The sequence below is a fragment of the Ramlibacter cellulosilyticus genome (assembly GCF_014297465.1).
Classification (GTDB): Bacteria; Pseudomonadota; Gammaproteobacteria; order Burkholderiales; family Burkholderiaceae_C; genus Ramlibacter; species Ramlibacter cellulosilyticus.
Map to the genome: position 1 here is coordinate 52,417 of NZ_JACORT010000012.1, position 23,592 is coordinate 76,008.

A 23,592-nucleotide genomic window follows, 5' to 3' on the forward strand; every position below is an offset into this window, starting at 1 on the left:
TCCGCGGCAGCGGTCGTATCATCGCGCCGGGACGCACTCCCGGGAGGCCGCCATGGCCGAGTCCGATCGCCTGTTCGCCGGTTCCATCCCGCAGCTGTACGAGCAGCTGCTGGTGCCGCTGATCTTCGAACCCTACGCGCGCGACCTCGCGCAGCGGCTCGCGCCCCTCGGGCCGGCCGATGTGCTGGAGGTCGCGGCCGGCACCGGCGTCGTCACGCGCCGGCTCGCCGAGTCGCTGCCGTCCACGACGCGCATCGTCGCCACCGACCTCAACGCGCCCATGCTGCAGGAGGCGCAGCGGCGCGGCACGGCGCGTCCGGTGGAGTGGCAGGTGGCCGACGCGATGCAGCTGCCGTTCGACGACGACAGCTTCGACGCGGTCGCCTGCCAGTTCGGCGTGATGTTCTTCCCGGACCGCGGTCGCGCCTTCGCCGAGATGCGGCGTGTGCTGCGTCCCGGCGGCGTGCTCCTCTTCAACGCCTGGGACGCCATCGCGCACAACGAATTCGCCGACGTGGTGACGGAGGCGCTCGTGCCGCTGTACCCGCAGGATCCGCCGCGCTTCATGGCGCGCACGCCGCACGGCTACCACGACCCGCACGCGATCGCGCGCGACCTGGGCGAGGGCGGCTTCACGACGGCGCCGGACATCGTCACGCTCACGGAGCGCAGCTGCGCGAGCGGGCCAGAGGTGCCGGCGATGGCCTACTGCCAGGGCACGCCGCTGCGCAACGAGATCGAGGCGCGCGGCGGGCCGGGGCTGCTGGCGGCGACGCAGGCGGCCACGCAGGCGATCGCCGCGCGCTTCGGCATCGGCGAAGTCGATGGAAAGATCCAGGCGCTGGTGGTGAGTGTTCGGCGTTAAGCCGCAGCGGTGCGGATCACGGTGATGTGCTCCGTCCCGCTTTCCGGCAGCCACACCTCGCCCTTGCGGCCCAGGATCTGCCGGACGTTGCCGCTGTCGCGCGGCAGCGGGAAGCGCTCGAACTTCTCGCCGCCCGCGTCGAACGACCAGACCGCGTTGCCGCCGAAGTCGCTCACCCACACGCGGTCGCGCTCGTCGACGTACACGGCGTAGATCATCGGGTTGCTGCCCGGGACCTTCCATGCCCGCCAGCTGTTCGCGGCGGGGTCATGCACCGACACTTGGCCGCTGTTCCACTCGCTCACCCAGATGCGGCCGCGGCTGTCGCTCCAAACGCGGCGCGCGCCCTGGCCGCGCGTCGGCGGCTCCACGATGCGCGAGTCGCCCGTCTTGCGGTCGATGTGCGCGATGAACGAGCCGGCCAGCGAACACCACCAGACCTCGCCCGCGGGCGTGGTGCAGATGCCGTAGGGGCCGCGGCCGCGCGGCGCCTCCTTCACGCTGACCTGGCTGGTCTTCACCGCCAGCTTGCCGACGTAGCCGGCCTGGCCGGTGAACCAGAGGTCACCGTCGCCGTCGAAGGCACAGGTGTTGAGGTTGGCCCAGGGCGTGCCCGCCGGCAGGCGATGCACGCTCACCTTGCGGTCGGGCCAGCCGACGCGGACGATCGCGTTCTGTCCGCCATCGGTCAGCCACGCGGCATGGTCCGGCCCCTGGATCACGCCGTGCGGCGACGAACCGGAGCCGAGGGGGATCAATTCCGTCCGGCCGGTGGACGGCTCGAACCAGCCCAGGTGCCCGCTCGCCTGCGCCGAGAAGAAGACGCCGCCGTCGGGCGCCGGCGCGACGTCGTGGATGCCGGTGCGCCGCGAGGTGGCGAGCTTCCACGACTGCATGGGCCCGCTCGCCTGCGCGTGCGAAACGGAAGGGAGCAGGGCGCCCGATGCGAGCCAGGCCAGCACCGGACGGCGGGACAGCGGGAACCGGGACATGGCAAGCCTCCTCGCGCGTGCGCCGCGCCATTGTGCGCGCCGCCCCGGGGCGGGCTCAAGAGGCCGGTGCGATGCCCAGGACCTCGACGCCGTCGTCGCCGCGGCGCGTGCGCGCGTGCCGGCCGAGCATGGCCTGGTCGGCGAGCGCCTTCGCCAGGCTCGCGCTGGCGGCGATGCGCCAGCCTTGCTCCGCGGCCGCTTCCTCCAGCGCGCCGACGGCGTGCACCGCCTCGCCCGGCACCAGGGCGTGACCCTGGTCGCCGTGCAGGCCGTCGGTCATCGCTACCAGGGCCACCGGCCCGGCGTGCAGCGCGACCTGCACCTTGCGTTCGCGCGGGACGCTCTTGGCCAGGGCCACCGCGGCGCGCAGCACCCGCACTTCCACCGGCGTGGTCATGGTCTCGGCGTCGCCCGCGAACACCGCCATCAGCTTGGGACCGTAGGGCAGCACCTGCGTGGCCCCGAACAGGTACAGCGTGTCGCGCGCGGCCTGCTGCACCTGCTTCACGCGTTCGGCGAGCGCCGTCTCGCCTTCCGCGGGCGTGTCGCCGATCAGGTCGGCCAGCAGCAGGAAGGCGCGCGCGTAGTGCAGGTCGGTGGCGCCGTGCGCCTGCGTCCAGCGCTTGTTGATCTCGCGCTGCAGCTGGCTCTCGTAGTGGCGGCCGAGGGTTTCCTTCTGCCGCTCGAGCGCGCTCTCGACGATGCCCGACACCGAGCTGCGGAACGCCTCCTCCTGCACCTGCCGGCGCGCCAGCACGGCCAGCACGGCCTCGCACAGCTCGTCCGGGCGGTAGGGCTTGGTCAGGTAGTCGTCGGCGCCCGCCGTCATGCCCTGCCGCATGTGCTTGCGGTCGGACATGGCGGTCAGCAGGATTACGGGAACGGAGGCGAGGACGGGGTCCGCGCGCAGCTGCGCGAGCACGTCGTAGCCGGTGACCGCCGGCATCATCACGTCGCAGACGATCACGTCCGGCCGTTCCTCGCGGGCGACGCGCAGGCCTTCCACGCCGTCGCCCGCCTCGCGCACCTCGTGCCCGGCCTTCTTCAGGGCGAACCGGGCGACGAAGCGTTGCGCTTCGTCGTCCTCGATCAACAACACAGCTGCCATGCGGCGATTCTCGACGAAAAAAAGCGCCGCGGAGGCGGCGCTTTCCCGGCAGCGGCGACGTTTACTTGTCGCCCCAGACCTCGCGGGCGGTGTCGATCACCAGGCGCAGCTTGTTGCGCTGCGCCTCCACGTGGATGTTGTTGCCGTGCACGGTGCTGGAGAAGCCGCACTGGGGCGACAGGGCCAGCTGCTCCATCGGCGCGTACTTGGCGGCCTCGTCGATGCGGCGCTTGAGCGCGTCCTTGTTTTCCAGCTGGTCGAACTTGGTGGTGACCAGGCCCAGCACGACGGTCTTGCCGGGCTTGAGGTAGCGCAGGGGGCGGAAGTCGCCGGAACGCTCGTCGTCGTACTCCAGGAAGAACGCGTCGATGTTCATCTCGGTCAGCAGCGCCTCGGCGACCGGCTCGTAGTTGCCGGCGGCGGCGTGCGTGCTCTTGAAGTTGCCGCGGCACAGGTGCATGGCCAGCAGCATGCCTTCGGGCTTCTGCGCCACGACCTTGTTGATGAACTTCGCGTAGCGGTGCGGCAGCTCGTTGGGGTCGTCGCCGCGCTGGCGGGCGGCCTCGCGCATCTTCTCGTCGCACAGGTAGGCGAGGTTGGTGTCGTCCATCTGCACGTAGCGGCAGCCCGCGTCGTACAGCGAGCGCAGCTCGTCGCCGTAGGCCTTGGCCACGTCGTCGTAGAAGGCCGGGTCCAGCTCGGGATAGGCATCCTTGCTGATGCCCGCGCGGCCGCCGCGGAAGTGCAGCATGGTGGGCGAGGGGATGGTCACCTTGGGCGTGCGGCCGGCGGAGACCTGCGACTTCAGGTACTCGAAGTCGGCTTTCTGGATGTCCTTGGCGTGGCGCACCTTGTCGACGACGCGGATCACCGGCGGGGCCAGTTCCTCGGTGCCGTCCGGCTTCTTGATCGTGACCGGGATGTCCGTCTTGACGCCGCCCAGCTGCTCCAGGAAGTCGATGTGGAAGTAGGTGCGGCGGAACTCGCCGTCCGTGATGCTCTGGAGGCCCACGTCCTCCTGGAACTTCACGATCTCGGTGATGGCCTGGTCTTCCACCTTGCGCAGCTGCTCGGGCGTGATGTCGCCGCGGGCCTTCTGGGCGCGGGCCTCGAGCAGGTACTTCGGGCGCAGGAAGCTGCCGACGTGGTCGTAGCGGGCGGGGAGTTTCATCATGGTGGTGTCTCTCTCGGGAAGCGGTGATCTTAAACGGTCGGGCGGGCGGTCTTGCTGGGGTGCGCTGCGCGCAACCCAGCCTACGGACGCGGCTTGCGTAGGCTGGGTTGCGCGCAGCGCACCCCAGCATCCACGTCACAAATCCAGCACCAGCACTTCCGTCTTCGCCCGCGAGCAGCAGGGCGTGAATTGGTCGTTCTTCGCCTTCTCGTCGTCGGTGAAGTACAGGTCGCGGTGGTCGCACTCGCCCTGCAGCACCCGGGTGATGCAGGTGCCGCACACGCCTTGTTCGCAGGAGGTGAGGATCTCGATGCCGTGCTTCTGCAGCGCCTGCACCACGGTCTCGTTGGCGGCCACCTCGTAGGTGGCGCCGCTGCTGGCGACCTTCACCTGGAAGGGGCGGTCGCCCGTGGTGTCCTGCGCCACGGCGCCGAAGTACTCCAGGTGCACCTGGTCCTTGCCCCAGCCGAGGCGCTCCGCGGTCTTCACCACCCAGTCGATGAAGCCGGTGGGGCCGCAGACGTAGACGTGCGTGCCGGGCGCAGGCCTGGCCAGCACTTCCTCCAGCTGCAGCTTCTGCTCCGCGTCGGCGTCGTCGAAGTGGAAGTCCACGCGCTCGGCCCAGTCGGACGCGACGATCTCGTCGCGGAAGGCGGTGCGCGAGGGCGAGCGGGTGCAGTAGTGCATCTCGAACTCGGCGCCGATCTTCGCCAGGCGCTGCGCCATGCACAGGAGCGGCGTCACGCCGATGCCGCCCGCGAGCAGCAGCGTGCGCTCGGCGTGCACCAGCGGGAAGTGGTTGCGCGGCTCGCTGATCAGGAGCGTGTCGCCCTCGTTCACCGCGTCGTGCATGCCGCGCGAGCCGCCGCGCGAGGCGGGGTCGCGCAGCACGGCGATGCGGTAGCGGTGCTGCTCCGCCGCGTCGTTGCACAGCGAATACTGGCGCGTGAGCCCGCCGGGCACCTGCACGTCGATGTGCGAGCCGGCGCTGAAGCCGGGCAGGGCGGAGCCGTCCGGCTTCACCAGCTCGAAGCTGGCGATGTCCTGCGCTTCCTGCTTCCTGCGGGCGACCTTGACTGCGATCTGGGTCATGTCAGGCGGCCTGCTTCTGGGGTTGTTCGGCGGCGATGAGGCGGTCGATGATGCGGCGCGACTGCACGCCGCCCGCGTCGATGTTCAGCATCAGCAGCTTGCGCTCGGGGTACTTCAGCAGGTTCTTCTGCTGCGCCTCCAGCACCGCGGTGTCCTCGGAGAACACCTTCGCCTGGCCGTCGCGGATCTGCGCGGTCAGGTTGGTGTCCTTCACGTTGAAGTTGCGCGCCATGCCCCAGAAGTACCACATGGAGGTCTCGGTCTCGGGCGTGAGGAAGTCCACGACGATGCTGGACGCCTTGAACTTCGGGTCGGCGTCGTAGCCGCCCTTGCCGGCGAGCGCCACGCCCACCTCGATCATGATGTGCGACGGCGGATAGAAGTGGCAGACCTGCCAGCGGTCCACCGGCTGGTCGTCGGGCAGGCCGTTGCCGCGCAGGTTGGCCTTCCAGAAGGGAGGCGCCATCACGTTCTGCATGAAGCGGCTGGTGATCACGTGGTCGCCCTCGGTCTTCGTGGTGACCGGCGTCTCGTCGATTTCCTTCTGGCCGATGCTGCCGGTGTGCACGTAGGTCTCGTGCGTGAGGTCCATCAGGTTGTCGACCATGAGGCGGTAGTCGCAGTGGATGTGGTACAGGCCACCGCCGTACGCCCAGTCCGGGCTCTCGGCCCACGCCAGGTGGTGCAGCTTGGCGGGATCGGCCTGCGCCGCGTCGCCGGGCCACACCCACACGAAGCCGTAGCGCTCGATGACCGGGAAGGACTTGATCTTCGGGAAACCCTGCACGCGCTGGCCGGGCATGGCGACGGTCTTGCCGTCGCAGCCCATCACCAGGCCGTGGTAGCCGCAGACCAGGTTGCCCTCGCAGACGTAGCCGAGCGAGAGCTGCGCGCCGCGGTGCGGGCAGAAGTCCTCGACGGCCGCCACCTTGCCGTCGGATTGGCGGTAGAAGGCGATCTTCTCGTTGCAGATGGTGCGGCCGAGAGGCTTGTCGTCGATCTCGTCCGGCATGCAGGCGACGTACCAGGCGTTCTTGGGAAACATGGGCGGGGTCCGGCAGGGTTGGGGAAAAGTGGCCGTGATGATACGTCACGGGATACCGGTTGTATACAGGGATCGGCCGACAAGCGCGTTCGCGCGCCGCGGTCTGCCTCTGGCGAAGGTGGATTGACGCCCGCATGGCCCGCGGTTAATCTCGGTCGAATGTATACAGGAACCTCAGCATGAGCGCCAGGATGCCCGCCTCCCCCACGGACGAATCCGGCGGTTCGCAGGCGGTGAAGGCCCAGTTGCGCCTGCGGGAGATGATCCTGGCCGGCGAGCTGCCCGGCGGCACGCGCATCGCCGAGCTCACGCTGGTGGAACGCCTGGGCGTGTCGCGCACGCCGATCCGCGCCGCGCTGATGCGCCTGGAGCAGGAGGGCCTGCTGGAGGCGCTCCCCAACGGCGGCTATGCCGTGCGCACCTTCTCCGAACGCGACGTGTCCGATGCCATCGAGCTGCGCGGCACGATGGAAGGCCTGTCGGCGCGGCTGGCCGCCGAGCGCGGCGTGGCCCCGGTGGTGCTCGCGGACGCGCGCGCCTGCCTCGGCGAAATCGACGCGGTGCTGCAGCAGCCCGCGCTGGACGACGAAGCCTTCACCCGCTACGTGGCGCTGAACCAGCGCTTCCACGTGCTGCTGGCGGAGATGGCCGCGAGCCCGGTGCTCGCCCGCGAGCTGGAGCGGGTGGTGAACCTGCCGTTCGCCTCGCCGTCGGGCTTCGTCGTGGTGCAGGCCAATTCACCGCGGGCGCGCGACATGCTGATCGTCGCGCAGGACCAGCACCGGCAGGTGCTCGACGCCGTGGAGCGCCGCGAAGGCGCCCGGGCCGAGGCGATCATGCGCGAGCATTCGCGCATCGCGCAGCGCAACCTGCGGGAGGCGGTGCAGGCGGAAGGGCTGCACCGGATGCCGGGGGTGCGGTTGATCCGGCAGCGATGACGACGGTGGGGTTCGCTGTCGCTCACCGTCCGCGGCTGTCGCCGCGCCACCCTACAGGACTCCGGCCTTGTAGGGTGGTGGTGAGCGAAGCGAACCCCACCGAAGATCAGTACCGGATCTTCCCTTCCGCCGTCACCACCCCGATGTCCACCCAGCTGCTTCCCACGTTGCCCTTGGTGAAGTCCACGCGATAGCCGCCGAAGTCCATCTCGCCGGCGGTGCGCAGCGCCTTTTCCAGCGTGGCCGGGGTGACGTCCTTGTCCTTGCTGCGCTTGATGGCCTCGGCCACCGTGCGCGCGGACAGGTAGCCCTCGAGGTGGAAGGGCGTGTAGTTCTTGAGGTCCGGATGGGCCGCCTTCATGGCGGCCTGGAATTCGCGCTGGATCGGCAGCGTGATGCCGTTCGGGTTCGGGAAGGTCTGCGCGATGCCCACGCCGCGCGCGCCCTCGGGGCCTGCCAGCTTCACCAGCATGCCGGCCGGCACGTACGACAGCACGAACAGCGACTGCGACACGCCCGCCTTGCGCAGGGCCGCGACGCCGTCGCCCATGAAGCGCGGGGCGCCCACGACCAGCACGGCCTGCGGCTCCAGCTTCTTCACCTGTTCGGCCGCGGCGGCCAGGCCGGCGGCGTCCGGGGCCGACTTCACGCCGTTGAACTGGGGGAAGCCTTCGGCCTTGGCCGCCTGCTCCGCCATCGCGAAGCCCGAGGTGCCGATCACCAGGTCCTGGTACAGCACGGCCATGCGCGTGGTGCCGAGCGTCTTGGCGTGGTGGACGATCTTCTCGATCTGCTGCCGGTCGCCGGCGCGGATGTGGAACACGCGCGGATGCCCGGGGTTGCGCAGGCTCTCGGCGCCGGGGATCACGTTCATGATCACGACGTCCGACTTGTCCAGCAGCTTCTGCTTGTACATCTCGCTCATCGCGGCGGAGCCGATGGGCGAGAGCAGGGCGACCGGCCGCTTCTCCATGGCCTTGCCGAACTGCTCGACGAAGCCTTCGCCGGAATAGCGGTCGTCCATCGAGAAGAAGCCCAGCTTGCTGCCGCGCACGCCACCCGTCGCGTTCGCCTGCTTCAGGTACGCCTGGATGCCGGCGTTGATCTCCGGCGCATCCGGCACCGGGATGACCGTGAACGGGCCGACCTGGCCCAGCGTGATCTCCTGGGCCCCGGCGGTCGTGCCTGCGGCCAGTGCGAACGACAGCAGGACGGCGCGGGCGAGGCTTGAGACGGATGCGTAACGCGGCATGAGCAATACTCCCTAAGACACTGGAACTCGGCCGGATGGTAGTTGTGTCGACCTGTAACGGCAAGCGGTTGCTTCACATTCGTGTGAAATAACTCGCGGTTCGTTATCGCAAAGGCTCATAACTGCTAGACCGCCTCGAGGTTTGCGTCCGCGGTTCTGCCCCTCAGAATGCGCACCGCACGCTTTTTCCGCAGGCAGCCTCGCACGTGCCTGCTGCCAATCAACCAAGGAGACCCCACGCCATGCACAAGAGAACCCTTCTCCAGACCGCCGCGGCCCTCGCGCTGCTGGGCGCCAGCGGCCTGAGCCTGGCGCAGGACAACGTGTTCAAGATCGGCCTGATCCTGCCGATGACGGGCCAGCAGGCCACCACCGGCCGCCAGATCGAGGCCGCCGCCAAGCTGTGGATGGCGCAGAACGGCGACACCGTCGCCGGCAAGAAGGTGCAGCTGATCGTCAAGGACGACGCGTCGGTGCCCGCCAACACCCGCCGCCTCGCGCAGGAACTGGTGGTGAACGACAAGGTGAACGTGCTCGCCGGCATGGGCATCACGCCCTCCGCGCTGGCCGTCGCGCCGATCGCGACCCAGTCCAAGACCCCGCTGGTCGTGATGGCCGCGGCCACCTCCAGCATCACCGAAGCCTCGCCGCTGATCGTGCGCAGCAGCTTCACGCTGCCGCAGGCCGCGGTCGCGATGGCCGACTGGGCGCCGAAGAACGGCATCAAGAACGTCGTGACCCTGGTGTCCGACTACGGCCCGGGCATCGACGCCGAGAAGTTCTTCAAGGACCGCTTCCTGTTCAACGGCGGCAAGATCACCGAGTCGCTGCGCGTGCCGCTGATGAACCCGGACTTCGCCCCCTTCCTGCAGAAGGTGCGTGACCTGAAGCCCGACGCGCTGTTCGTGTTCACGCCCTCGGGCGCGGGCGCGGCGCTGATGAAGCAGTTCGGCGAGCGCGGCATGGACAAGGCCGGCATCCGCCTGATCGGCACCGGCGACATCACCGACGACGACCAGCTGAACGACATGGGCGACGTCGCCCTGGGCGTGGTCACCTCGCACCACTACTCCACCTTCCACCCGTCGGCCGCGAACAAGAAGTTCGTGGAAGCCTTCGAGAAGGCCAACAAGGGCCTGCGCCCGAACTTCATGGCCGTGGGCGGCTACGACGGCATGCGCATCATCTACGAAGCGCTGAAGAAGACCGGCGGCAAGGGCGGCGGCGAAGCGCTCGTCGGCGCCATGAAGGGCATGATGTTCGAGAGCCCGCGCGGCCCGGTGCTGATCGACGCGCAGACCCGCGACATCACCCAGAACATCTACCTGCGCAAGGTGGAGAAGAAGAACGGCGCCCTCTGGAACGTGGAGTTCGACGTCATCAAGGACGTGAAGGACCCGGGCAAGACGAAGTGACCGCGGCGCGCAGCGCCGCAGGGGCTAGGGGCTAGGGGCTAGGGACTAGGGGAACAACGGTTCCCTCCCTAACCCCTAGCCCCTAGGCCCTAACCCCTCAAGACATGCTCACCATCCTCTTCGACGGCATCGCCTACGGCATGCTGCTGTTCGTGCTGGCGGTCGGCCTGGCCGTCACCATGGGCCTGATGAACTTCATCAACCTGGCCCACGGTGCGTTCGCCATGGCGGGCGGCTACATCACCGTGCTGCTGATGCAGCGCCTCGACGTGCCCTTCCTGGTCTGCCTGCCGCTCGCCTTCCTGGGCGCGGCGCTGCTGGGCGCGGTGCTCGAACGCACGCTGTACCGCCCCCTGTACCACAAGCCCCACCTGGACCAGGTGCTGTTCTCCATCGGCCTCGTGTTCATGTCCGTCGCCGCCGTGGACTACTACATCGGCTCCACGCAGCAGATCATGCAGCTGCCGGAGTGGCTCAAGGGCCGCACGGAGATCGGTGCGCTGGGCATGGGCCACTACCGCCTGTTCATCATCGCGGTGTGCGCGGCGCTGACCGTCGCCCTGCAGTACATCCTGGCGAAGACGCGCTTCGGCAGCCGCCTGCGCGCCTCGGTGGACGACCAGCGCGTCGCCGCCGGCATGGGCATCAACGTCAACGTGGTGTTCCTCTCCACCTTCGCCTTCGGCTCCGGCCTCGCGGGCCTGGGTGGCGCGCTCGGCGCCGAGGTGCTGGGCATGGACCCGACCTTCCCGCTCAAGTTCATGATCTATTTCCTGATCGTCGTGGCCGTGGGCGGCACGTCGTCGATCACGGGCCCGCTGCTTGCCGCGCTGCTGCTCGGCATCGCCGACGTGGCCGGCAAGTACTACATCCCGAAGATGGGCGCCTTCATCGTGTACAGCCTGATGATCGTCATCCTGCTGTGGCGGCCGAACGGCCTGTTCGTGCGGCAAGGGGGGAAGGCATGAGCGTCCCCCAGACCAACCTGCTGCGCGCGACGCGCATGAAGTGGTGGGAGCCCGTGCTGTGGCTCGCCGCCTTCGCCGCGCCCGTGCTGTTCCCGGCGCAGGCGCCCCTGATCAACGAGACCGCGATCTGGGCGCTGTTCGCGATCTCGCTGGACCTCGTCCTCGGCTACGCCGGCATCGTGTCGCTGGGCCACGCGGCGTTCTTCGGCCTGGGGGCCTACGCCGCCGCGCTCTTCGCCAAGCACGTGAGCCCGGACCCGCACCTCGGCCTGTTGGCCGCCATGGCCGCGAGCGCGGTGCTCGGGCTGGTGGCCAGCTTCTCCATCCTGCGCGGCACCGACCTCACGCGCCTGATGGTGACGCTGGGCCTCGCGCTGATCCTGCTGGAACTGGCCAACAAGCTGGACTGGCTGACCGGCGGCACCGACGGCATCCAGGGCCTGACCATCGCCCCGGTGCTGGGCCAGTTCGAGTTCGGCTTCGACGGCCGCACGGCCTCGTACTTCTCGCTCACGCTGCTGCTGCTGTTCTTCCTCATCTCGCGCGTGATCGTGAACTCGCCCTTCGGCGCCACGCTGAAGTCCATCCGCGACAACCGCCTGCGCGCGATGGCTATCGGCGTGCCGGTGCACGCGCGGCTGGTCGCGATCTACACCGTGGCGGCGGCCATCGCCGGCGCAGCGGGCGCGGCCTTCACGCTGACCTCCGGCTACGTGTCGATGGAAGCGCTGTCCTTCGACCGCTCCGCCGACGTGATGCTGATGGTGGTGATCGGCGGCATCGGCTGGCTGTACGGCGGCATCATCGGCGCCGTCGTGTTCATGGCGATCCGCGACGTGCTGTCCAACATCACGCCGCAGTACTGGATGTTCTGGATCGGCCTGTTCCTCGTCGTCCTCGTGATCGTCGGGCGTGACCGCCTGCTGAAGCCGTGGACCTGGTTCAAGGGAGCAAGGGCATGAGCGACATCGTGCTTTCCTGCCAGGGCCTGGTGAAGAAGTTCGGCGGCATCACCGCGACGAACAACGTCACCCTCAACCTCGCGCGCGGCGCGCGCCACGCGCTGATCGGCCCCAACGGCGCCGGCAAGACCACGCTGATCAACCTGCTCACCGGCGTGCTGGAGCCCACCGCGGGCAGCATCACGCTGGAAGGGCAGGACATCAGCCGCCTCGCGCCGCACCAGCGCGTGCGGCGCGGCATGGTGCGCACCTTCCAGATCAACCAGCTGTTCGCGTCGATGACGCCGCTGGAGACGCTGGCGCTCGTGGTGTCGCAGCAGCGCGGGCTGGGCGCGCGCTGGTGGAAGTCCCTCGGCAGCAACGCCGCGGTCGCTGACCGCGCGCAGCAGCTGCTGGAGCAGTTCCACCTGGGCGAAGTCGCCACGCAGAAGACCGAACACCTCGCCTACGGCAAGCGCCGCCTGCTGGAGATCGCGATCGCGCTCGCCTGCGAACCGCGCGTGCTGCTGCTCGACGAGCCCGTCGCCGGCGTGCCGGCCGGCGAGCGCGAGGAGCTGCTGCAGACCGTCGCCGCGCTGCCGGCCGACGTGTCCGTGCTGCTGATCGAACACGACATGGACCTCGTCTTCAGCTTCGCCAACCGCATGACCGTGCTCGTGAACGGCGCCGTGCTCACCGAGGGCTCGCCCGGGGAGATCGCGGCCAACCCCGAGGTGAAGGCCGTGTACCTGGGCCACGGGGACGAGATCAACGAACGCCTGCCGACGGAGCCGCAGCCCCATGTCTGACCTGCTGAAAGTCGACCAGCTCAGCGCCGGCTACGGCGAGGCGGTGGTCCTGAACAACGTGTCCTTCGCCCTCGGCGAAGGCCAGACGCTCGCGCTCCTCGGGCGCAACGGCACCGGCAAGACCACGCTGATCAACACGCTCGCGGGCGCGACGCGCCAGCATGGCGGCACGATCACGCTCGGCGGCGCCGCCCTGCACAAGCTGGCGTCGTACCAGCGGGCCGCCGCCGGCATCGGCTGGGTACCGCAGGAGCGCAACATCTTCAAGTCGCTGACGGTGCACGAGAACCTCACGGCCGTCGCGCGTCCGGGCAAGTGGACGCCCGAGCGCGTGTACGAGATGTTCCCGCGCCTCGCCGAGCGCAAGACCAACCTGGGCACGCAGCTCTCCGGTGGCGAGCAGCAGATGCTGGCCGTGGGCCGCGCCCTCGTCGTGAACCCGAAGCTGCTGCTGCTGGACGAGCCGCTGGAAGGCCTCGCGCCCATCATCGTGGCGGAGCTGCTCAAGGCGATCGCGCGCATCACGCGCGAGGAGGGCCTGTCGGCCATCATCGTGGAGCAGCATCCGCAGGCGATCCTCGCGATCTCCGACCGGGCGATCGTGCTGGACCACGGCACCGTCGTGCATTCCGATACCGCCGCCGCCCTGCGCACCGCGCCCGAGCTCCTCGACCGGCTCCTGGGCGTGGCACGATAAGGCCATGAACACCTCGATTTCCCGTCGCCGCGTGGTGGCAGCGCTGGGCGCGGCCGTCGCCGCGCCCTGGGCGCACGCCCAGTCCAAGTGGCCCGCCAAGCCGATCCGCATCGTCGTGCCTTTCGGCGCCGGCGGCGTGGCCGACCTCACCGCGCGCGCGGTGGGCCAGAAGCTCGGCGAGCAGATGGGCACCAGCTTCGTCATCGACAACCGCCCGGGGGCCGGTGGCGTCACGGCGGGCAACCTCGTGGCGCAGGCGGAGCCGGACGGCTACACGCTGCTCCTCATGAGCAACGGCACCGCGGTGAGCGAGGGCCTGTTCAGCAAGCTGCCCTTCGACGCCGAGAAGGACTTCGCGCCGATCTCGCTGCTCGGCACCTTCGACATCGCCGTGGTCGTGCCGGAGAACTCGCCCTTCAAGACGCTGGGCGACCTGCTCGCCGAAGCGAAGGCGAAGCCGGGCAAGCTGAACATCGCCACGATCGCGGTCGGCAGCACGCAGAACCTCGCGGCGGAACTCTTCAAGACCACCGCCGGCATCCAGGCGCAGGTGGTGCCGTTCAACGGCACGCCGGCGGTCGTCACCGCGCTGCGCGGCGGCGAGGTGGATGCGGGCATCGAGATCCTGGCGCCGATCCGCTCGCAGATTACGTCGAAGGCGCTGCGCGCGCTGGCGACCTTCGGCGAGAAGCGGCCGCTCGGCCTGCCGGACGTGCCCACCGCCTCGGAAAGCGGCGGCGCGCTCAAGGGCCTGCACATCGCCTCGTGGAACGCGTTGGCCGCGCCCGCGAAGACGCCCAAGGACGTCATCGACCGCCTGGCGCACGAATGCCAGGTGGCGCTGGCGAGCGCGGACCTGAAGAAGAAGCTGGCCGACCTGAGCGTGGACGCGAAGTCCAGCACGCCGCAGCAGCTCGGGAGCCTGCTCTCCAGCGAGATCAAGCGCTGGAGCGGGGTGATCGGGCAGGCGAAGATTCCGAAGATGTGACGGCGTCCGGCGCGCCGGCGTTTCGTAGGCTGGGTTGCGCGAACGCGCACCCCGGCGCTGCGCGGATGCGCTGGGGTTCGCTTACGCGAAACCCAGCCTACGGCGCCTCCATCCCCTCGCCGGATGACAAGGCATCACGGCGCCTCCATCCCCTCGCCGGATGACAAGGCATCACGGCGCCTCCATCCCCTCGCCGGATGACAAGGTATCACGGCGCCTCCATCCCCTTCGCCTTCAGGATCTCCAGCGCCTGCGGGCTCCGCAGCGCATTCACCAGGTCCCTCGCCGCCTCCACGTCCGCCGGCTTCGCCGACATCGCCGCCGCATACACCGTGTAGTTCTGGATCTCCTCCGGCAACGGACCCACCAGCACCGCGTTCGGCACCGCCAGGATCTCGCTGATCTGGTGGATGCCCACGTCCGCGCTGCCGTCCACCACCTTCTGCGCGACCAGGCCGCCAGGCACCAGAACCGCCTTGGCGCGGATCTGCGGGGCGATCCCCCAGCGCTCGAACAGCCGGTCGAGATAGATGCCGCTCGAGCCGCCCGCCGCCGGGTCGATGTAAGCGACGCTGCGCGCGTCCAGCAGCAAGGCGCGGAAGCTGTCCACCGAAGAAACGTCCGGCTTCGCCGCGCCCTGGCGCACCGCCACGCCGATGCCGACCTTCGCCACCGGGCGCGGCGCATCGTGCGAAAGCTTCGCGGCGATCGGCTGCAGCGACGCCGGGCTGGACACGACGACATCGAAGGCTTCGTCGCCGGCGATGCGCTTCTGCAGCGCGCCGGCCGTGTCGTTCTCGATCTTCAGCCTGTGTCCCGTCTCCCTCTCGAACGCCGGCTGCAGCGCGACGAGCACGGGCTTGAACGCGCCGGCGGTGAGCACCTTGATCTCCGCCGCATGCGCCGCGCCGGCGGCAAGCGTGCAGGCGAGGGCGGCGGCCAGTCGGAATGAGCGCATGGGGGTCGTCCTTGGGGGTTCAGAGCAGGTGGGCCACCACGCCCGGTGCCTTCTCGCGAATGAGTTCCAGCGTCGCCTTCTGCACGGGCGTGGCGGGGCGCTGCAGACTGGTCGCGAGCGACAGCCGGATGCGCAGCGGCGGCGTGCCGATCTGCCGCGCGGTGTACGCGGAGGGCCGGGGCGAGTGGAGCAGGGCGTTGCGTGACAGGATGGCGCAGCCCGCGCCGTCCAGCACCAGTTCCAGGATGGCCGAGACCCCATCGATCTCCAGCACCACGTTCGGCCGGCAGCCGATGTCCGCCATCTCCGCCTCGACGTGCATGCGGATCGCGTTGGGCCGCGTGGGGATCACCAGCGGCAGCTTCGCCACTTCCTCCAGCGGGATCGGCCCCGGCGGGGGGTCTTCGTGCAGGCCCGGGGGACGCGCCTGCACCAGCACGAGCTCTTCCTCCATCAGCGGCGTGAGGTCCAGCTCGCGCGAAGCCTGCGCGTTGTACAGGACGACGATGTCCAGCCGCCCCGAGTTCAGGCCTTCCTGCAGCCCGCTGGACAGGCCTTCGCTGATCGACAGCCGCGCTTCCGGCAGGCTCTCGCGGAAGGCGCGGGTGAGGGGAACGGTCAGCACGCGGGCGACGCTGCTCGGCAAGCCGACGGCGACGCGGCCCGCGAGCCCGCCGCGCAGGCGGCCCAGGTCTTCGCGCGCCCGCTCCACCTGGTGCAGGATGCCGCGGCCGTGGTCCAGGAGCAGCTTGCCCGCTTCGGTGGGGACGGCGCCGCGACCATTGCGCACCAGCAGGTTCTGGCGCAGTTCGACCTCGAGCAGGCGCACCTGCCGGCTCAGCGCCGGCTGGGCGACGTCCAGTTCGATCGCGGCCCGGGTGAAACTGCCGAGCTCCGCGACGCGGACGAAATATTCGAGCTGCTTGAGATCCATGGGCGTGAATACCTGAGCAGCAATTATGCCGAAGCGATATAGCTGCTAGTCGCACGGCTGGCTTTGACGGGGGGAACCACGCGCCCACAATCCGCCGCATGACCGCCACGCTCAAGGGAATCTCCTCCATGGCCACGCGCCAGGTGCTCAACGAGCTGGCGAGGGCCTGGGAGCAGCGCTCCGGGCAGGCCGTGGACGTGGAGTCCGTCGGCGGCGTCGATGCCGCCAAGCGCGTCGCCGCGGGCGAAGCCTTCGACGTCGTCTTCCTCGCAGCGGATGCGATCGACAAGCTCGCCGCCGGCGGCAGCGTCGTGCCCGGCACGCGCGTCGACCTCGTGGACTCCGGCGTCGCCATCGCGGTGCGCGCGGGCGCGCCGCGGCCCGACGTGTCCAGCGAAGAAGCGCTCAAGCGCGCGGTGCTCGCCGCGCCCACCGTGGGCTACTCCACGGGCCCGAGCGGCGTCGCACTGGTGAAGCTGTTCGAGCGCTGGGGCATCGCGCAGGAGCTGCAGGGCCGCCTCGTGCAGGCGCAGCCCGGCATCCCGGTGGGTGCGCTCGTCGCGCGGGGCGACGTCGCCCTGGGCTTCCAGCAACTGAGCGAGCTGATCCACCTGGAAGGCATAGACGTCATCGGCCCCATGCCCGCCGCCGTCCAGATCACCACCACTTTTTCCGGCGCACTGTGCGCGACCTCGAAGAACGCCGAGGCCGTGAACGCGATGCTGGCCTTCATGGCCTCGCCGGACGCCGAGGCGGCCAAGCGCCGCAACGGCATGGATCCCGCCTGAAGAACCCCGCCGCGTCCGCGCGGCCACCCGAGGAAGACACGAGATGAGCATCATCATCGATTGCCACGGCCACTACACCACGGCCCCCAAGCAGCTGGAAGAGTGGCGCAACCGGCAGATCGCCGGCATCAAGGACCCGGCGCAGATGCCGAAGCCTTCCGAGCTGAAGATCAGCGACGACGACATCCGCGAGACCATCGTCAACAACCAGCTGCGCCTGATGAAGGAACGCGGCAACGACCTCACGCTGTTCTCGCCGCGCGCGAGCTTCATGGCGCACCACATCGGCGACTTCAACGTCTCCAGCACCTGGGCGGCGATCTGCAACGAGCTGTGCTACCGCGTGAGCCAGCTGTTCCCCGAGAACTTCGTGCCGGTGGCCATGCTGCCGCAGTCGCCGGGCGTGGACCCGAAGACCTGCATTCCCGAGATGGAGAAGTGCATCAGGGAATACGGCGCCGTCGGCATCAACCTGAACCCCGATCCTTCCGGCGGCCACTGGAAGGAGCCGCCGCTGACGGACAGGCACTGGTACCCCATCTACGAGAAGATGGTGGAGTACGACGTGCCGGCGATGATCCACGTCTCCACCTCGTGCAACCCGGCTTTCCACACCACCGGCGCGCACTACCTGAACGCCGACACGACGGCCTTCATGCAGCTGATCCAGGGCGACCTGTTCAAGGACTTCCCGCAGCTGCGCTTCATCATCCCGCACGGCGGCGGCGCGGTGCCCTACCACTGGGGCCGCTTCCGCGGCCTGGCGCAGGAGATGAAGAAGCCGGTGCTGAAGGACCACGTGATGAACAACGTGTTCTTCGACACCTGCGTGTACCACCAGCCGGGCATCAACCTGCTGAACACCGTGATTCCGGTGAAGAACGTGCTGTTCGCCTCCGAGATGATCGGCGCCGTGCGCGGCATCGACCCCGAGACGGGCAACTACTACGACGACACGAAGAAGTACATCGACGCGTCGACCATCCTCTCGCCCGAGGACAAGCACGCCATCTTCGAGGCGAACACCCGCCGTGTCTTCCCGCGCCTCGACGCGAAGCTCAAGCAACAAGGACGCTGACCATGTACGAACTCGGAGTCGTCTACCGCAACATCCAGCGCGCGGACCACGACGTGGCCGACAAGCTGGCCCAGTACGGCGCATCCACCGTCCACGAGGCCATGGGCCGCGTGGGCCTGATGAACACCTACATGCGCCCCATCTACGCGGGCGCGCAGGTCTCGGGCACGGCCGTCACCGTGCTGCTGCAGCCCGGCGACAACTGGATGCTGCACGTGGTCGCGGAGCAGATCCAGCCCGGCGACATCGTCGTGGCGGCGCTCACGACCCCCAACACCGACGGCTTCTTCGGCGACCTGCTGGCGACCTCGTTCCAGGCCCGCGGCGCCCGCGCGCTGGTGATCGACGGCGGCGTGCGCGACGTGAAGACGCTCACCGAGATGGGCTTCCCGGTGTGGAGCAAGGCGATCAGCTCCAAGGGCACGGTGAAGGCCACCCTCGGCTCCGTGAACATCCCCGTGGTCTGCGCCGGTGCGCTGGTGCATCCCGGCGACGTGATCGTGGCCGACGACGACGGCGTGGTCTGCGTGCCGAAGGCGATGGCGAAGAAGACGCTGGACGCCGCCGCCGCCCGCGAGGCGAACGAAGGCGAGAAGCGCGCCAGGCTGGCCAGCGGCGTGCTGGGCCTGGACATGTACAAGATGCGCGAGCCGCTGGAAAAAGCCGGCCTGCGCTACATCGATTAAGGCGACCATGAGCGGAAAACCCACTTCCGGCGGTTTCGAGAAAACCCCCGGCTGGCTCGACTGGTACAGCGGTCCGACCAAGCCGCAGTTCCAGCTGCCCGCCAACGCCGTCGACGCGCACTGCCACGTCTTCGGCCCGGGCGAACAGTTCCCGTACGCGCCCGAGCGCAAGTACACGCCGTGCGACGCGAGCTGGCAGCAGCTGTTCGCGCTGCGCGACCACCTCGGATTCGCCAAGAACGTGATCGTGCAGGCCACGTGCCACGGCGCGGACAACCGCGCGCTGGTCGATGCGCTGCAGCGCGCCAACGGCAAGGCCAAGGGCGTGGCGACGGTGAAGCGTTCGGTCACCGACCAGGAACTGCAGGCCATGCACGCCGCCGGCGTGCGCGGCGTGCGCTTCAACTTCGTCAAGCGGCTGGTGGACTTCACGCCCAAGGACGAACTGATGGAGATCGCCGGCCGCATCTCGAAGCTCGGTTGGCACGTCGTCATCTACTTCGAGGCGGTGGACCTGCCCGAGCTCTGGGACTTCTTCACCGGGCTGCCGACGACCGTCGTGGTGGACCACATGGGCCGTCCCGACGTGAGCAAGCCGATCGACGGACCCGAGTTCGAGCTGTTCCTCAAGTTCATGCGCGAGCACCCGAACGTGTGGAGCAAGGTGAGCTGCCCCGAGCGCCTGTCGGTTTCCGGCCCGCCCGCGCTGAATGGAGAGCGCAACGCCTATCGCGACGTCGTGCCTTTCGCGCGCAAGGTCGTCGAGACCTTTCCCGACCGCGTGCTGTGGGGCACCGACTGGCCGCACCCGAACCTGAAGGGCCACATGCCCGACGACGGGCTGCTGGTGGACTTCATCCCGCACATCGCGCCGACGAAGGAACTGCAGCAGAAGCTGCTGGTGGACAACCCCAACCGGCTGTACTGGCCGGAAGAGGGCGGCAAGTGAGGGCCGGACTTTTTCTCGCCGCCGCTGGCGCGCTGGCGGTGCTGGCCGGCTGCGGCCAGGTGCCGAAGGCCACCGCGCTCGGCTCCAACCCGCCCGGCTTCTGCGGCAACCTCGCGGGTCAGGCCATCCACCCGAACCACATCGGCCTGCCGAGCAACGGCGCGAAGATCGATTCGGCGGTGCTGGTGACGGCCTCCACCGCGAGCACGCTGGAGCGCGGCCCCACGCCCGCCGCCACCATCGTCCCGGCGCTGCCCGCACGCTGCAAGGTGCTGGGCCACATCGCCCCGGTCGACCCGAACGCGCCGCCGATCCACTTCCAGGTGAACCTGCCGGTGGCGTGGAACGGCCGTTCCGTGCAGTACGGCGGCGGCGGCTTCAACGGCGTGCTGATCACCGGCGAGGCGCTCGTGCCGGCCGCGCGGTACGACCAGCCCGGGCCGCTGGCGCAGGGCTACGTCACCTACGGCACCGACTCCGGCCACCAGAACAAGCCCGGCGAGCCACCGCAGGCTTTCGCGCTGAACGACGAGGCGCTGGTGAACTTCGCCCACGCCTCGTACAAGAAAGTGCGCGACGTGGCCGTGTACCTGATGAAGGTGTCGTACGGCCAGGGACCGCGCAAGCTGTACTTCGTGGGCAGCTCCGAAGGGGGCCGCGAAGGGCTGACGATGGCGCAGCGCTACCCGAAGGACTTCGACGGCATCTTCAGCCGCGTGCCCGTGATCCACTGGACGGGCCTGCAGCACGCCGGCCTGCGCGACGGGCTCGCGCTCACGGGCGCGGGCTGGATCAACCCCGCGCAGGTGAAGCTGGTGCACGAGGCGGTGCTGGGCGCCTGCGACACGGCCGACGGCGTCGCCGACGGGCTCGTGTCCGACCCGGTGGCCTGCCGCACGCGCTTCGACGTGAACAAGCTGCGCTGCGTCGGCACGCCCGGCGACAACTGCCTGACCGAAGCGCAGATCCGCGCCGTGCAGACGCTGCATTCGCGACTGGACCTCGGCGTGGAGCTCGCCAACGGCCTCACCAGCTACCCGGGCCGCGGCCCGAGCGGCGAGGGTACGCCGTCCTTCGGTCCCACTGGCGGCTGGCAAGCCTGGTGGACGGGCACGCAGGCGCCGGCCTTCCCGCCCGTGCAGGCGAACGGCATCGCCTGGTTCTACGGCGCGGGCGCGATCCAGTACTTCTATGCCCGCAACCCGAACGCCGACCTGCGCAGCTACCGCATCCAGGACCACCTGCCGCGCGCGCGCGAAGTGTCGGCGCTGATGGACTCCACCAACCCGGACCTCTCCGCCTTCCGCGCCGCGGGCGGCAAGCTGATCCTGCTGGAGAACCTCGGCGACTACGCGCAGAGCCCGTATGCCGGCCTCGAATACCACCAGGCCGTGGTGCAGCGCATGGGCCGTGCTACCGTCGATGGCTTCTTCAAGGCCTTCACGGCGCCCAACGTGGACCACGTGGGCACCGGCGGACCCGCGAATGCCGACCTTTTCCCGGCGCTCGTCGCCTGGGTGGAGGAAGGGCGGGCACCGACCGGCCTCGTGCTGGTCGAACAGGATGCGAAGCCGCCGTTCGCGGTGAAGCGCAGCCGGCCCCTGTGCGAATGGCCGCAAGTGCCGCGCTACCGCGCCGGCGACCCCAACGCGGCGGCGAGCTTCGCCTGCCTGCAATGACACGAGGAGGCTGACATGCCCTTGGACAAACCCTATGCCGGCATCCCCGGCACCACGATCTTCGACGCCGAGCAGAGCCGCAAGGGCTACTGGCTCAACCAGTTCTGCATGTCGCTGATGAAGGCCGAGAACCGCGAGAAGTTCAAGGCCGACGAGCGCGCCTACCTGGACCAGTGGCCCATGAGCGAAGACCAGAAGCAGGCCGTGCTCGCGCGCGACCTGAACCGCTGCATCGCGCTCGGCGGCAACATCTACTTCCTGGCCAAGATCGGCGCCACCGACGGCAAGAGCTTCCAGCAGATGGCCGGCTCCATGACCGGCATGACCGAGGAGGCCTACCGCGACATGATGGTCGGCGGCGGCCGCTCGGCGACCTGGACCGGCAAGGAGGAAAAGAAATAATGGCCCGCATCACCGCATCCGTCTACACCTCGCACGTGCCCGCCATCGGCGCGGCGATGGACCTGGGCAAGACCCAGGAGCCGTACTGGCAGAAGGTCTTCTCCGGCTACGACTTCTCCCGCAAGTGGATCAAGGACAACAAGCCGGACGTCGTGTTCCTGGTCTACAACGACCACGCCACGGCCTTCAGCCTGGACATCATCCCCACGTTCGCGATCGGCACGGCCGCCGAGTTCAAGGTGGCCGACGAGGGCTGGGGCCCGCGCCCCGTGCCGGACGTGCAGGGCGCGCCGGAGCTCGCCGCGCACATCGCGCACTCCGTGATCCAGCAGGACTTCGACCTCACCATCGTCAACAAGATGGACGTCGACCACGGCCTCACGGTGCCGCTGTCGCTGATGTGCGGCCAGCCCAAGGAGTGGCCCTTCAAGGTCATTCCGTTCGCCGTGAACGTGGTGCAGTACCCGGTGCCGAGCGGCATGCGCTGCTTCCGCCTGGGGCAGGCGATCCGCAAGGCCGTGGAGAGCTTCGACGAGGACCTCAACGTGCAGATCTGGGGCACGGGCGGCATGAGCCACCAGCTCCAGGGCCCGCGCGCCGGCCTGATCAACAAGGAGTGGGACAACCGCTTCCTGGACCGCCTGGTCGACGACCCGGAGGGCCTCGCCAGCGTCGGCCACATCGAGTACGTGCAGGAAGCCGGCAGCGAGGGCATCGAGCTGGTGATGTGGCTGATCGCGCGCGGCGCGATGGCCGACGTCAACGGCGGCAAGAAGCCCACCATGAAGCACCGCTTCTATCACGTCCCCGCGTCCAACACCGCCGTGGGCCACATGATCCTGGAGAACAATCAATGACCAAGACCGTGCGCATCGCACTCGCCGGGCCGGGCGCCTTCGGCATCAAGCACCTCGACGGGCTGAAGAACATCGAGGGCGTGGAGATCACCTCCATCATCGGCCGCGAGCTGGGCAAGGCCGAAGAGGTCGCGAAGAAGTACGGCGCGAAGCACGTGACGACCAGCCTCGACGAGGCGCTCGCGCGCCCCGACGTCGACGCCGTCATCCTCTGCACGCCCACGCAGATGCACGCCGCGCAGTCCATCGCCGCCATGAAGGCCGGCAAGCACGTGCAGGTGGAGATCCCCCTGTGCGACAAGCTCGAAGAGGGCCGTGCCGTTGTGCAGACCCAGAAGCAGACGGGCCTGGTCGCCATGTGCGGCCACACGCGCCGCTTCAACCCCAGCCACCAGTACGTGCACAAGAAGATCACGGCGGGCGAGTTCAACATCCAGCAGATGGACGTCCAGACCTACTTCTTCCGCCGCACGAACATGAACGCGCTGGGCCAGGCGCGCAGCTGGACGGACCACCTGCTGTGGCACCATGCCGCGCACACCGTGGACCTGTTCCAGTACCAGACCGGCAGCCGCGTGGTGAAGGCCAACGCGGTGCAAGGGCCGATCCATCCGACCCTCGGCATCGCGATGGACATGAGCATCCAGCTGAAGGCGGAGAACGGCGCCATCTGCACGCTGTCCCTGTCCTTCAACAACGACGGCCCGCTCGGCACCTTCTTCCGCTACATCGGCGACACCGCGACCTACATCGCGCGCTACGACGACCTGGTCAACGGCAAGGAAGAGAAGATCGACGTGTCCAAGGTCGACGTCTCCATGAACGGCATCGAGCTGCAGGACCGCGAGTTCATCGCCGCGATCCGCGAAGGCCGCGAGCCGAATTCCAGCGTGGCGCAGGTGCTGCCTTGCTACGAGGTGCTGGACGAGCTGGAGCGGCAGCTGCAGTAAACCCTCGTGGATTCCCGCCTGCGCGGG

The 23,592-nt window shown here is 69.0% G+C and carries 24 protein-coding genes; 16 read left to right on the forward strand and 8 right to left on the reverse strand.

Annotated features, from left to right (window positions below; translation table 11 throughout):
* The first annotated feature begins 52 nt into the window (after positions 1-52).
* Positions 53-865 carry a class I SAM-dependent methyltransferase gene (locus H8N03_RS22420; protein ID WP_187078462.1) on the forward strand — a complete coding sequence of 271 codons (813 nt, stop codon included), beginning with the start codon at positions 53-55 and terminating at the stop codon, positions 863-865.
* On the opposite strand, the gene H8N03_RS22425 is transcribed toward H8N03_RS22420, so the two are convergent.
* The 5 genes from H8N03_RS22425 to H8N03_RS22445 form a co-directional block, all read right to left on the reverse strand.
* Positions 862-1,857, reverse strand: coding sequence for a Vgb family protein (locus H8N03_RS22425; RefSeq protein WP_222623106.1), 996 nt, complete (start codon positions 1,855-1,857; stop codon positions 862-864). The two genes, H8N03_RS22420 and H8N03_RS22425, sit on opposite strands and share 4 nt — an antisense overlap.
* 55 nt (positions 1,858-1,912) lie before the next feature.
* Positions 1,913-2,965, reverse strand: coding sequence for a response regulator transcription factor (locus tag H8N03_RS22430; RefSeq protein WP_187078463.1), 1,053 nt, complete (start codon positions 2,963-2,965; stop codon positions 1,913-1,915).
* Positions 2,966-3,026: 61 nt separating this feature from the next.
* A complete protein-coding gene (locus tag H8N03_RS22435) occupies positions 3,027-4,139 on the reverse strand; it encodes a 5-methyltetrahydropteroyltriglutamate--homocysteine S-methyltransferase (RefSeq protein ID WP_187078464.1) in 1,113 nt (370 codons plus the stop codon).
* A 135-nt stretch (positions 4,140-4,274) separates the two neighbouring features.
* The gene (locus H8N03_RS22440) at positions 4,275-5,231 is read right to left on the reverse strand and encodes a PDR/VanB family oxidoreductase (RefSeq protein ID WP_187078465.1); all 957 of its coding nucleotides are present in this window, start codon (positions 5,229-5,231) and stop codon (positions 4,275-4,277) included.
* A 1-nt stretch (position 5,232) separates the two neighbouring features.
* On the reverse strand, positions 5,233-6,276 hold the full coding sequence (locus H8N03_RS22445) for an aromatic ring-hydroxylating dioxygenase subunit alpha (protein ID WP_187078466.1): 1,044 nt from the start codon (positions 6,274-6,276) through the stop codon (positions 5,233-5,235).
* Positions 6,277-6,455: 179 nt separating this feature from the next.
* On the opposite strand from H8N03_RS22445, the gene H8N03_RS22450 reads away from it, so the two are divergent.
* On the forward strand, positions 6,456-7,214 hold the full coding sequence (locus tag H8N03_RS22450) for a GntR family transcriptional regulator (RefSeq protein ID WP_187078467.1): 759 nt from the start codon (positions 6,456-6,458) through the stop codon (positions 7,212-7,214).
* A gap of 106 nt (positions 7,215-7,320) precedes the next feature.
* Here the strand turns inward: H8N03_RS22450 and H8N03_RS22455 are convergent, their stop codons facing one another.
* On the reverse strand, positions 7,321-8,466 hold the full coding sequence (locus H8N03_RS22455; protein ID WP_187078468.1) for an ABC transporter substrate-binding protein: 1,146 nt from the start codon (positions 8,464-8,466) through the stop codon (positions 7,321-7,323).
* 242 nt (positions 8,467-8,708) lie between these two features.
* On the opposite strand from H8N03_RS22455, the gene H8N03_RS22460 reads away from it, so the two are divergent.
* The 6 genes from H8N03_RS22460 to H8N03_RS22485 all read left to right on the forward strand — a co-directional run bounded on the left by H8N03_RS22460 (position 8,709) and on the right by H8N03_RS22485 (position 14,284).
* The gene (locus H8N03_RS22460) at positions 8,709-9,881 is read left to right on the forward strand and encodes an ABC transporter substrate-binding protein (protein ID WP_187078469.1); all 1,173 of its coding nucleotides are present in this window, start codon (positions 8,709-8,711) and stop codon (positions 9,879-9,881) included.
* Positions 9,882-9,985: 104 nt separating this feature from the next.
* On the forward strand, positions 9,986-10,849 hold the full coding sequence (locus H8N03_RS22465) for a branched-chain amino acid ABC transporter permease (RefSeq protein WP_187078470.1): 864 nt from the start codon (positions 9,986-9,988) through the stop codon (positions 10,847-10,849).
* On the forward strand, positions 10,846-11,811 hold the full coding sequence (locus H8N03_RS22470; RefSeq protein ID WP_187078471.1) for a branched-chain amino acid ABC transporter permease: 966 nt from the start codon (positions 10,846-10,848) through the stop codon (positions 11,809-11,811). The genes H8N03_RS22465 and H8N03_RS22470 overlap by 4 nt, the downstream gene beginning before the upstream one ends.
* Positions 11,808-12,599, forward strand: coding sequence for an ABC transporter ATP-binding protein (locus H8N03_RS22475; protein ID WP_187078472.1), 792 nt, complete (start codon positions 11,808-11,810; stop codon positions 12,597-12,599). Before H8N03_RS22470 ends, H8N03_RS22475 begins: the two co-directional genes overlap by 4 nt.
* Positions 12,592-13,296 carry an ABC transporter ATP-binding protein gene (locus H8N03_RS22480; protein WP_187078473.1) on the forward strand — a complete coding sequence of 235 codons (705 nt, stop codon included), beginning with the start codon at positions 12,592-12,594 and terminating at the stop codon, positions 13,294-13,296. Before H8N03_RS22475 ends, H8N03_RS22480 begins: the two co-directional genes overlap by 8 nt.
* A gap of 4 nt (positions 13,297-13,300) precedes the next feature.
* Positions 13,301-14,284, forward strand: coding sequence for a Bug family tripartite tricarboxylate transporter substrate binding protein (locus tag H8N03_RS22485; RefSeq protein WP_187078474.1), 984 nt, complete (start codon positions 13,301-13,303; stop codon positions 14,282-14,284).
* Positions 14,285-14,492: 208 nt separating this feature from the next.
* Here H8N03_RS22485 and H8N03_RS22490 read toward each other — a convergent pair whose 3' ends face one another.
* Entirely contained in the window at positions 14,493-15,242 is a 750-nt protein-coding gene (locus tag H8N03_RS22490; RefSeq protein ID WP_187078475.1) for a molybdate ABC transporter substrate-binding protein, read from the reverse strand.
* Positions 15,243-15,261: 19 nt separating this feature from the next.
* Positions 15,262-16,176 (reverse strand): LysR substrate-binding domain-containing protein, encoded by a 915-nt coding sequence (locus tag H8N03_RS22495; RefSeq protein WP_187078476.1) that lies wholly within the window; start codon positions 16,174-16,176, stop codon positions 15,262-15,264.
* Between the two features lie 98 nt (positions 16,177-16,274).
* On the opposite strand from H8N03_RS22495, the gene H8N03_RS22500 reads away from it, so the two are divergent.
* From H8N03_RS22500 to H8N03_RS22535, 8 genes are read left to right on the forward strand one after another with little or no spacing between them, the layout of a single operon-like run.
* Positions 16,275-16,964 (forward strand): substrate-binding domain-containing protein, encoded by a 690-nt coding sequence (locus H8N03_RS22500; protein WP_187078477.1) that lies wholly within the window; start codon positions 16,275-16,277, stop codon positions 16,962-16,964.
* 43 nt (positions 16,965-17,007) lie between these two features.
* Entirely contained in the window at positions 17,008-18,042 is a 1,035-nt protein-coding gene (locus tag H8N03_RS22505; RefSeq protein WP_222623107.1) for an amidohydrolase family protein, read from the forward strand.
* Between the two features lie 2 nt (positions 18,043-18,044).
* Positions 18,045-18,728: a 4-carboxy-4-hydroxy-2-oxoadipate aldolase/oxaloacetate decarboxylase gene (gene ligK / locus H8N03_RS22510; protein WP_187078478.1), complete on the forward strand. Its 684-nt coding sequence runs from the start codon at positions 18,045-18,047 to the stop codon at positions 18,726-18,728.
* A gap of 7 nt (positions 18,729-18,735) precedes the next feature.
* Positions 18,736-19,677 (forward strand): amidohydrolase family protein, encoded by a 942-nt coding sequence (locus tag H8N03_RS22515; RefSeq protein WP_187078479.1) that lies wholly within the window; start codon positions 18,736-18,738, stop codon positions 19,675-19,677.
* On the forward strand, positions 19,674-21,356 hold the full coding sequence (locus tag H8N03_RS22520) for a tannase/feruloyl esterase family alpha/beta hydrolase (protein WP_354005163.1): 1,683 nt from the start codon (positions 19,674-19,676) through the stop codon (positions 21,354-21,356). Before H8N03_RS22515 ends, H8N03_RS22520 begins: the two co-directional genes overlap by 4 nt.
* A gap of 15 nt (positions 21,357-21,371) precedes the next feature.
* Positions 21,372-21,758 (forward strand): protocatechuate 4,5-dioxygenase subunit alpha, encoded by a 387-nt coding sequence (gene ligA / locus H8N03_RS22525; RefSeq protein ID WP_187078480.1) that lies wholly within the window; start codon positions 21,372-21,374, stop codon positions 21,756-21,758.
* Positions 21,758-22,615, forward strand: coding sequence for a class III extradiol dioxygenase subunit beta (locus tag H8N03_RS22530; protein WP_187078481.1), 858 nt, complete (start codon positions 21,758-21,760; stop codon positions 22,613-22,615). The genes ligA and H8N03_RS22530 overlap by 1 nt, the downstream gene beginning before the upstream one ends.
* Entirely contained in the window at positions 22,612-23,565 is a 954-nt protein-coding gene (locus tag H8N03_RS22535; RefSeq protein ID WP_187078482.1) for a Gfo/Idh/MocA family oxidoreductase, read from the forward strand. The genes H8N03_RS22530 and H8N03_RS22535 overlap by 4 nt, the downstream gene beginning before the upstream one ends.
* The last annotated feature ends 27 nt before the right edge of the window (positions 23,566-23,592 follow it).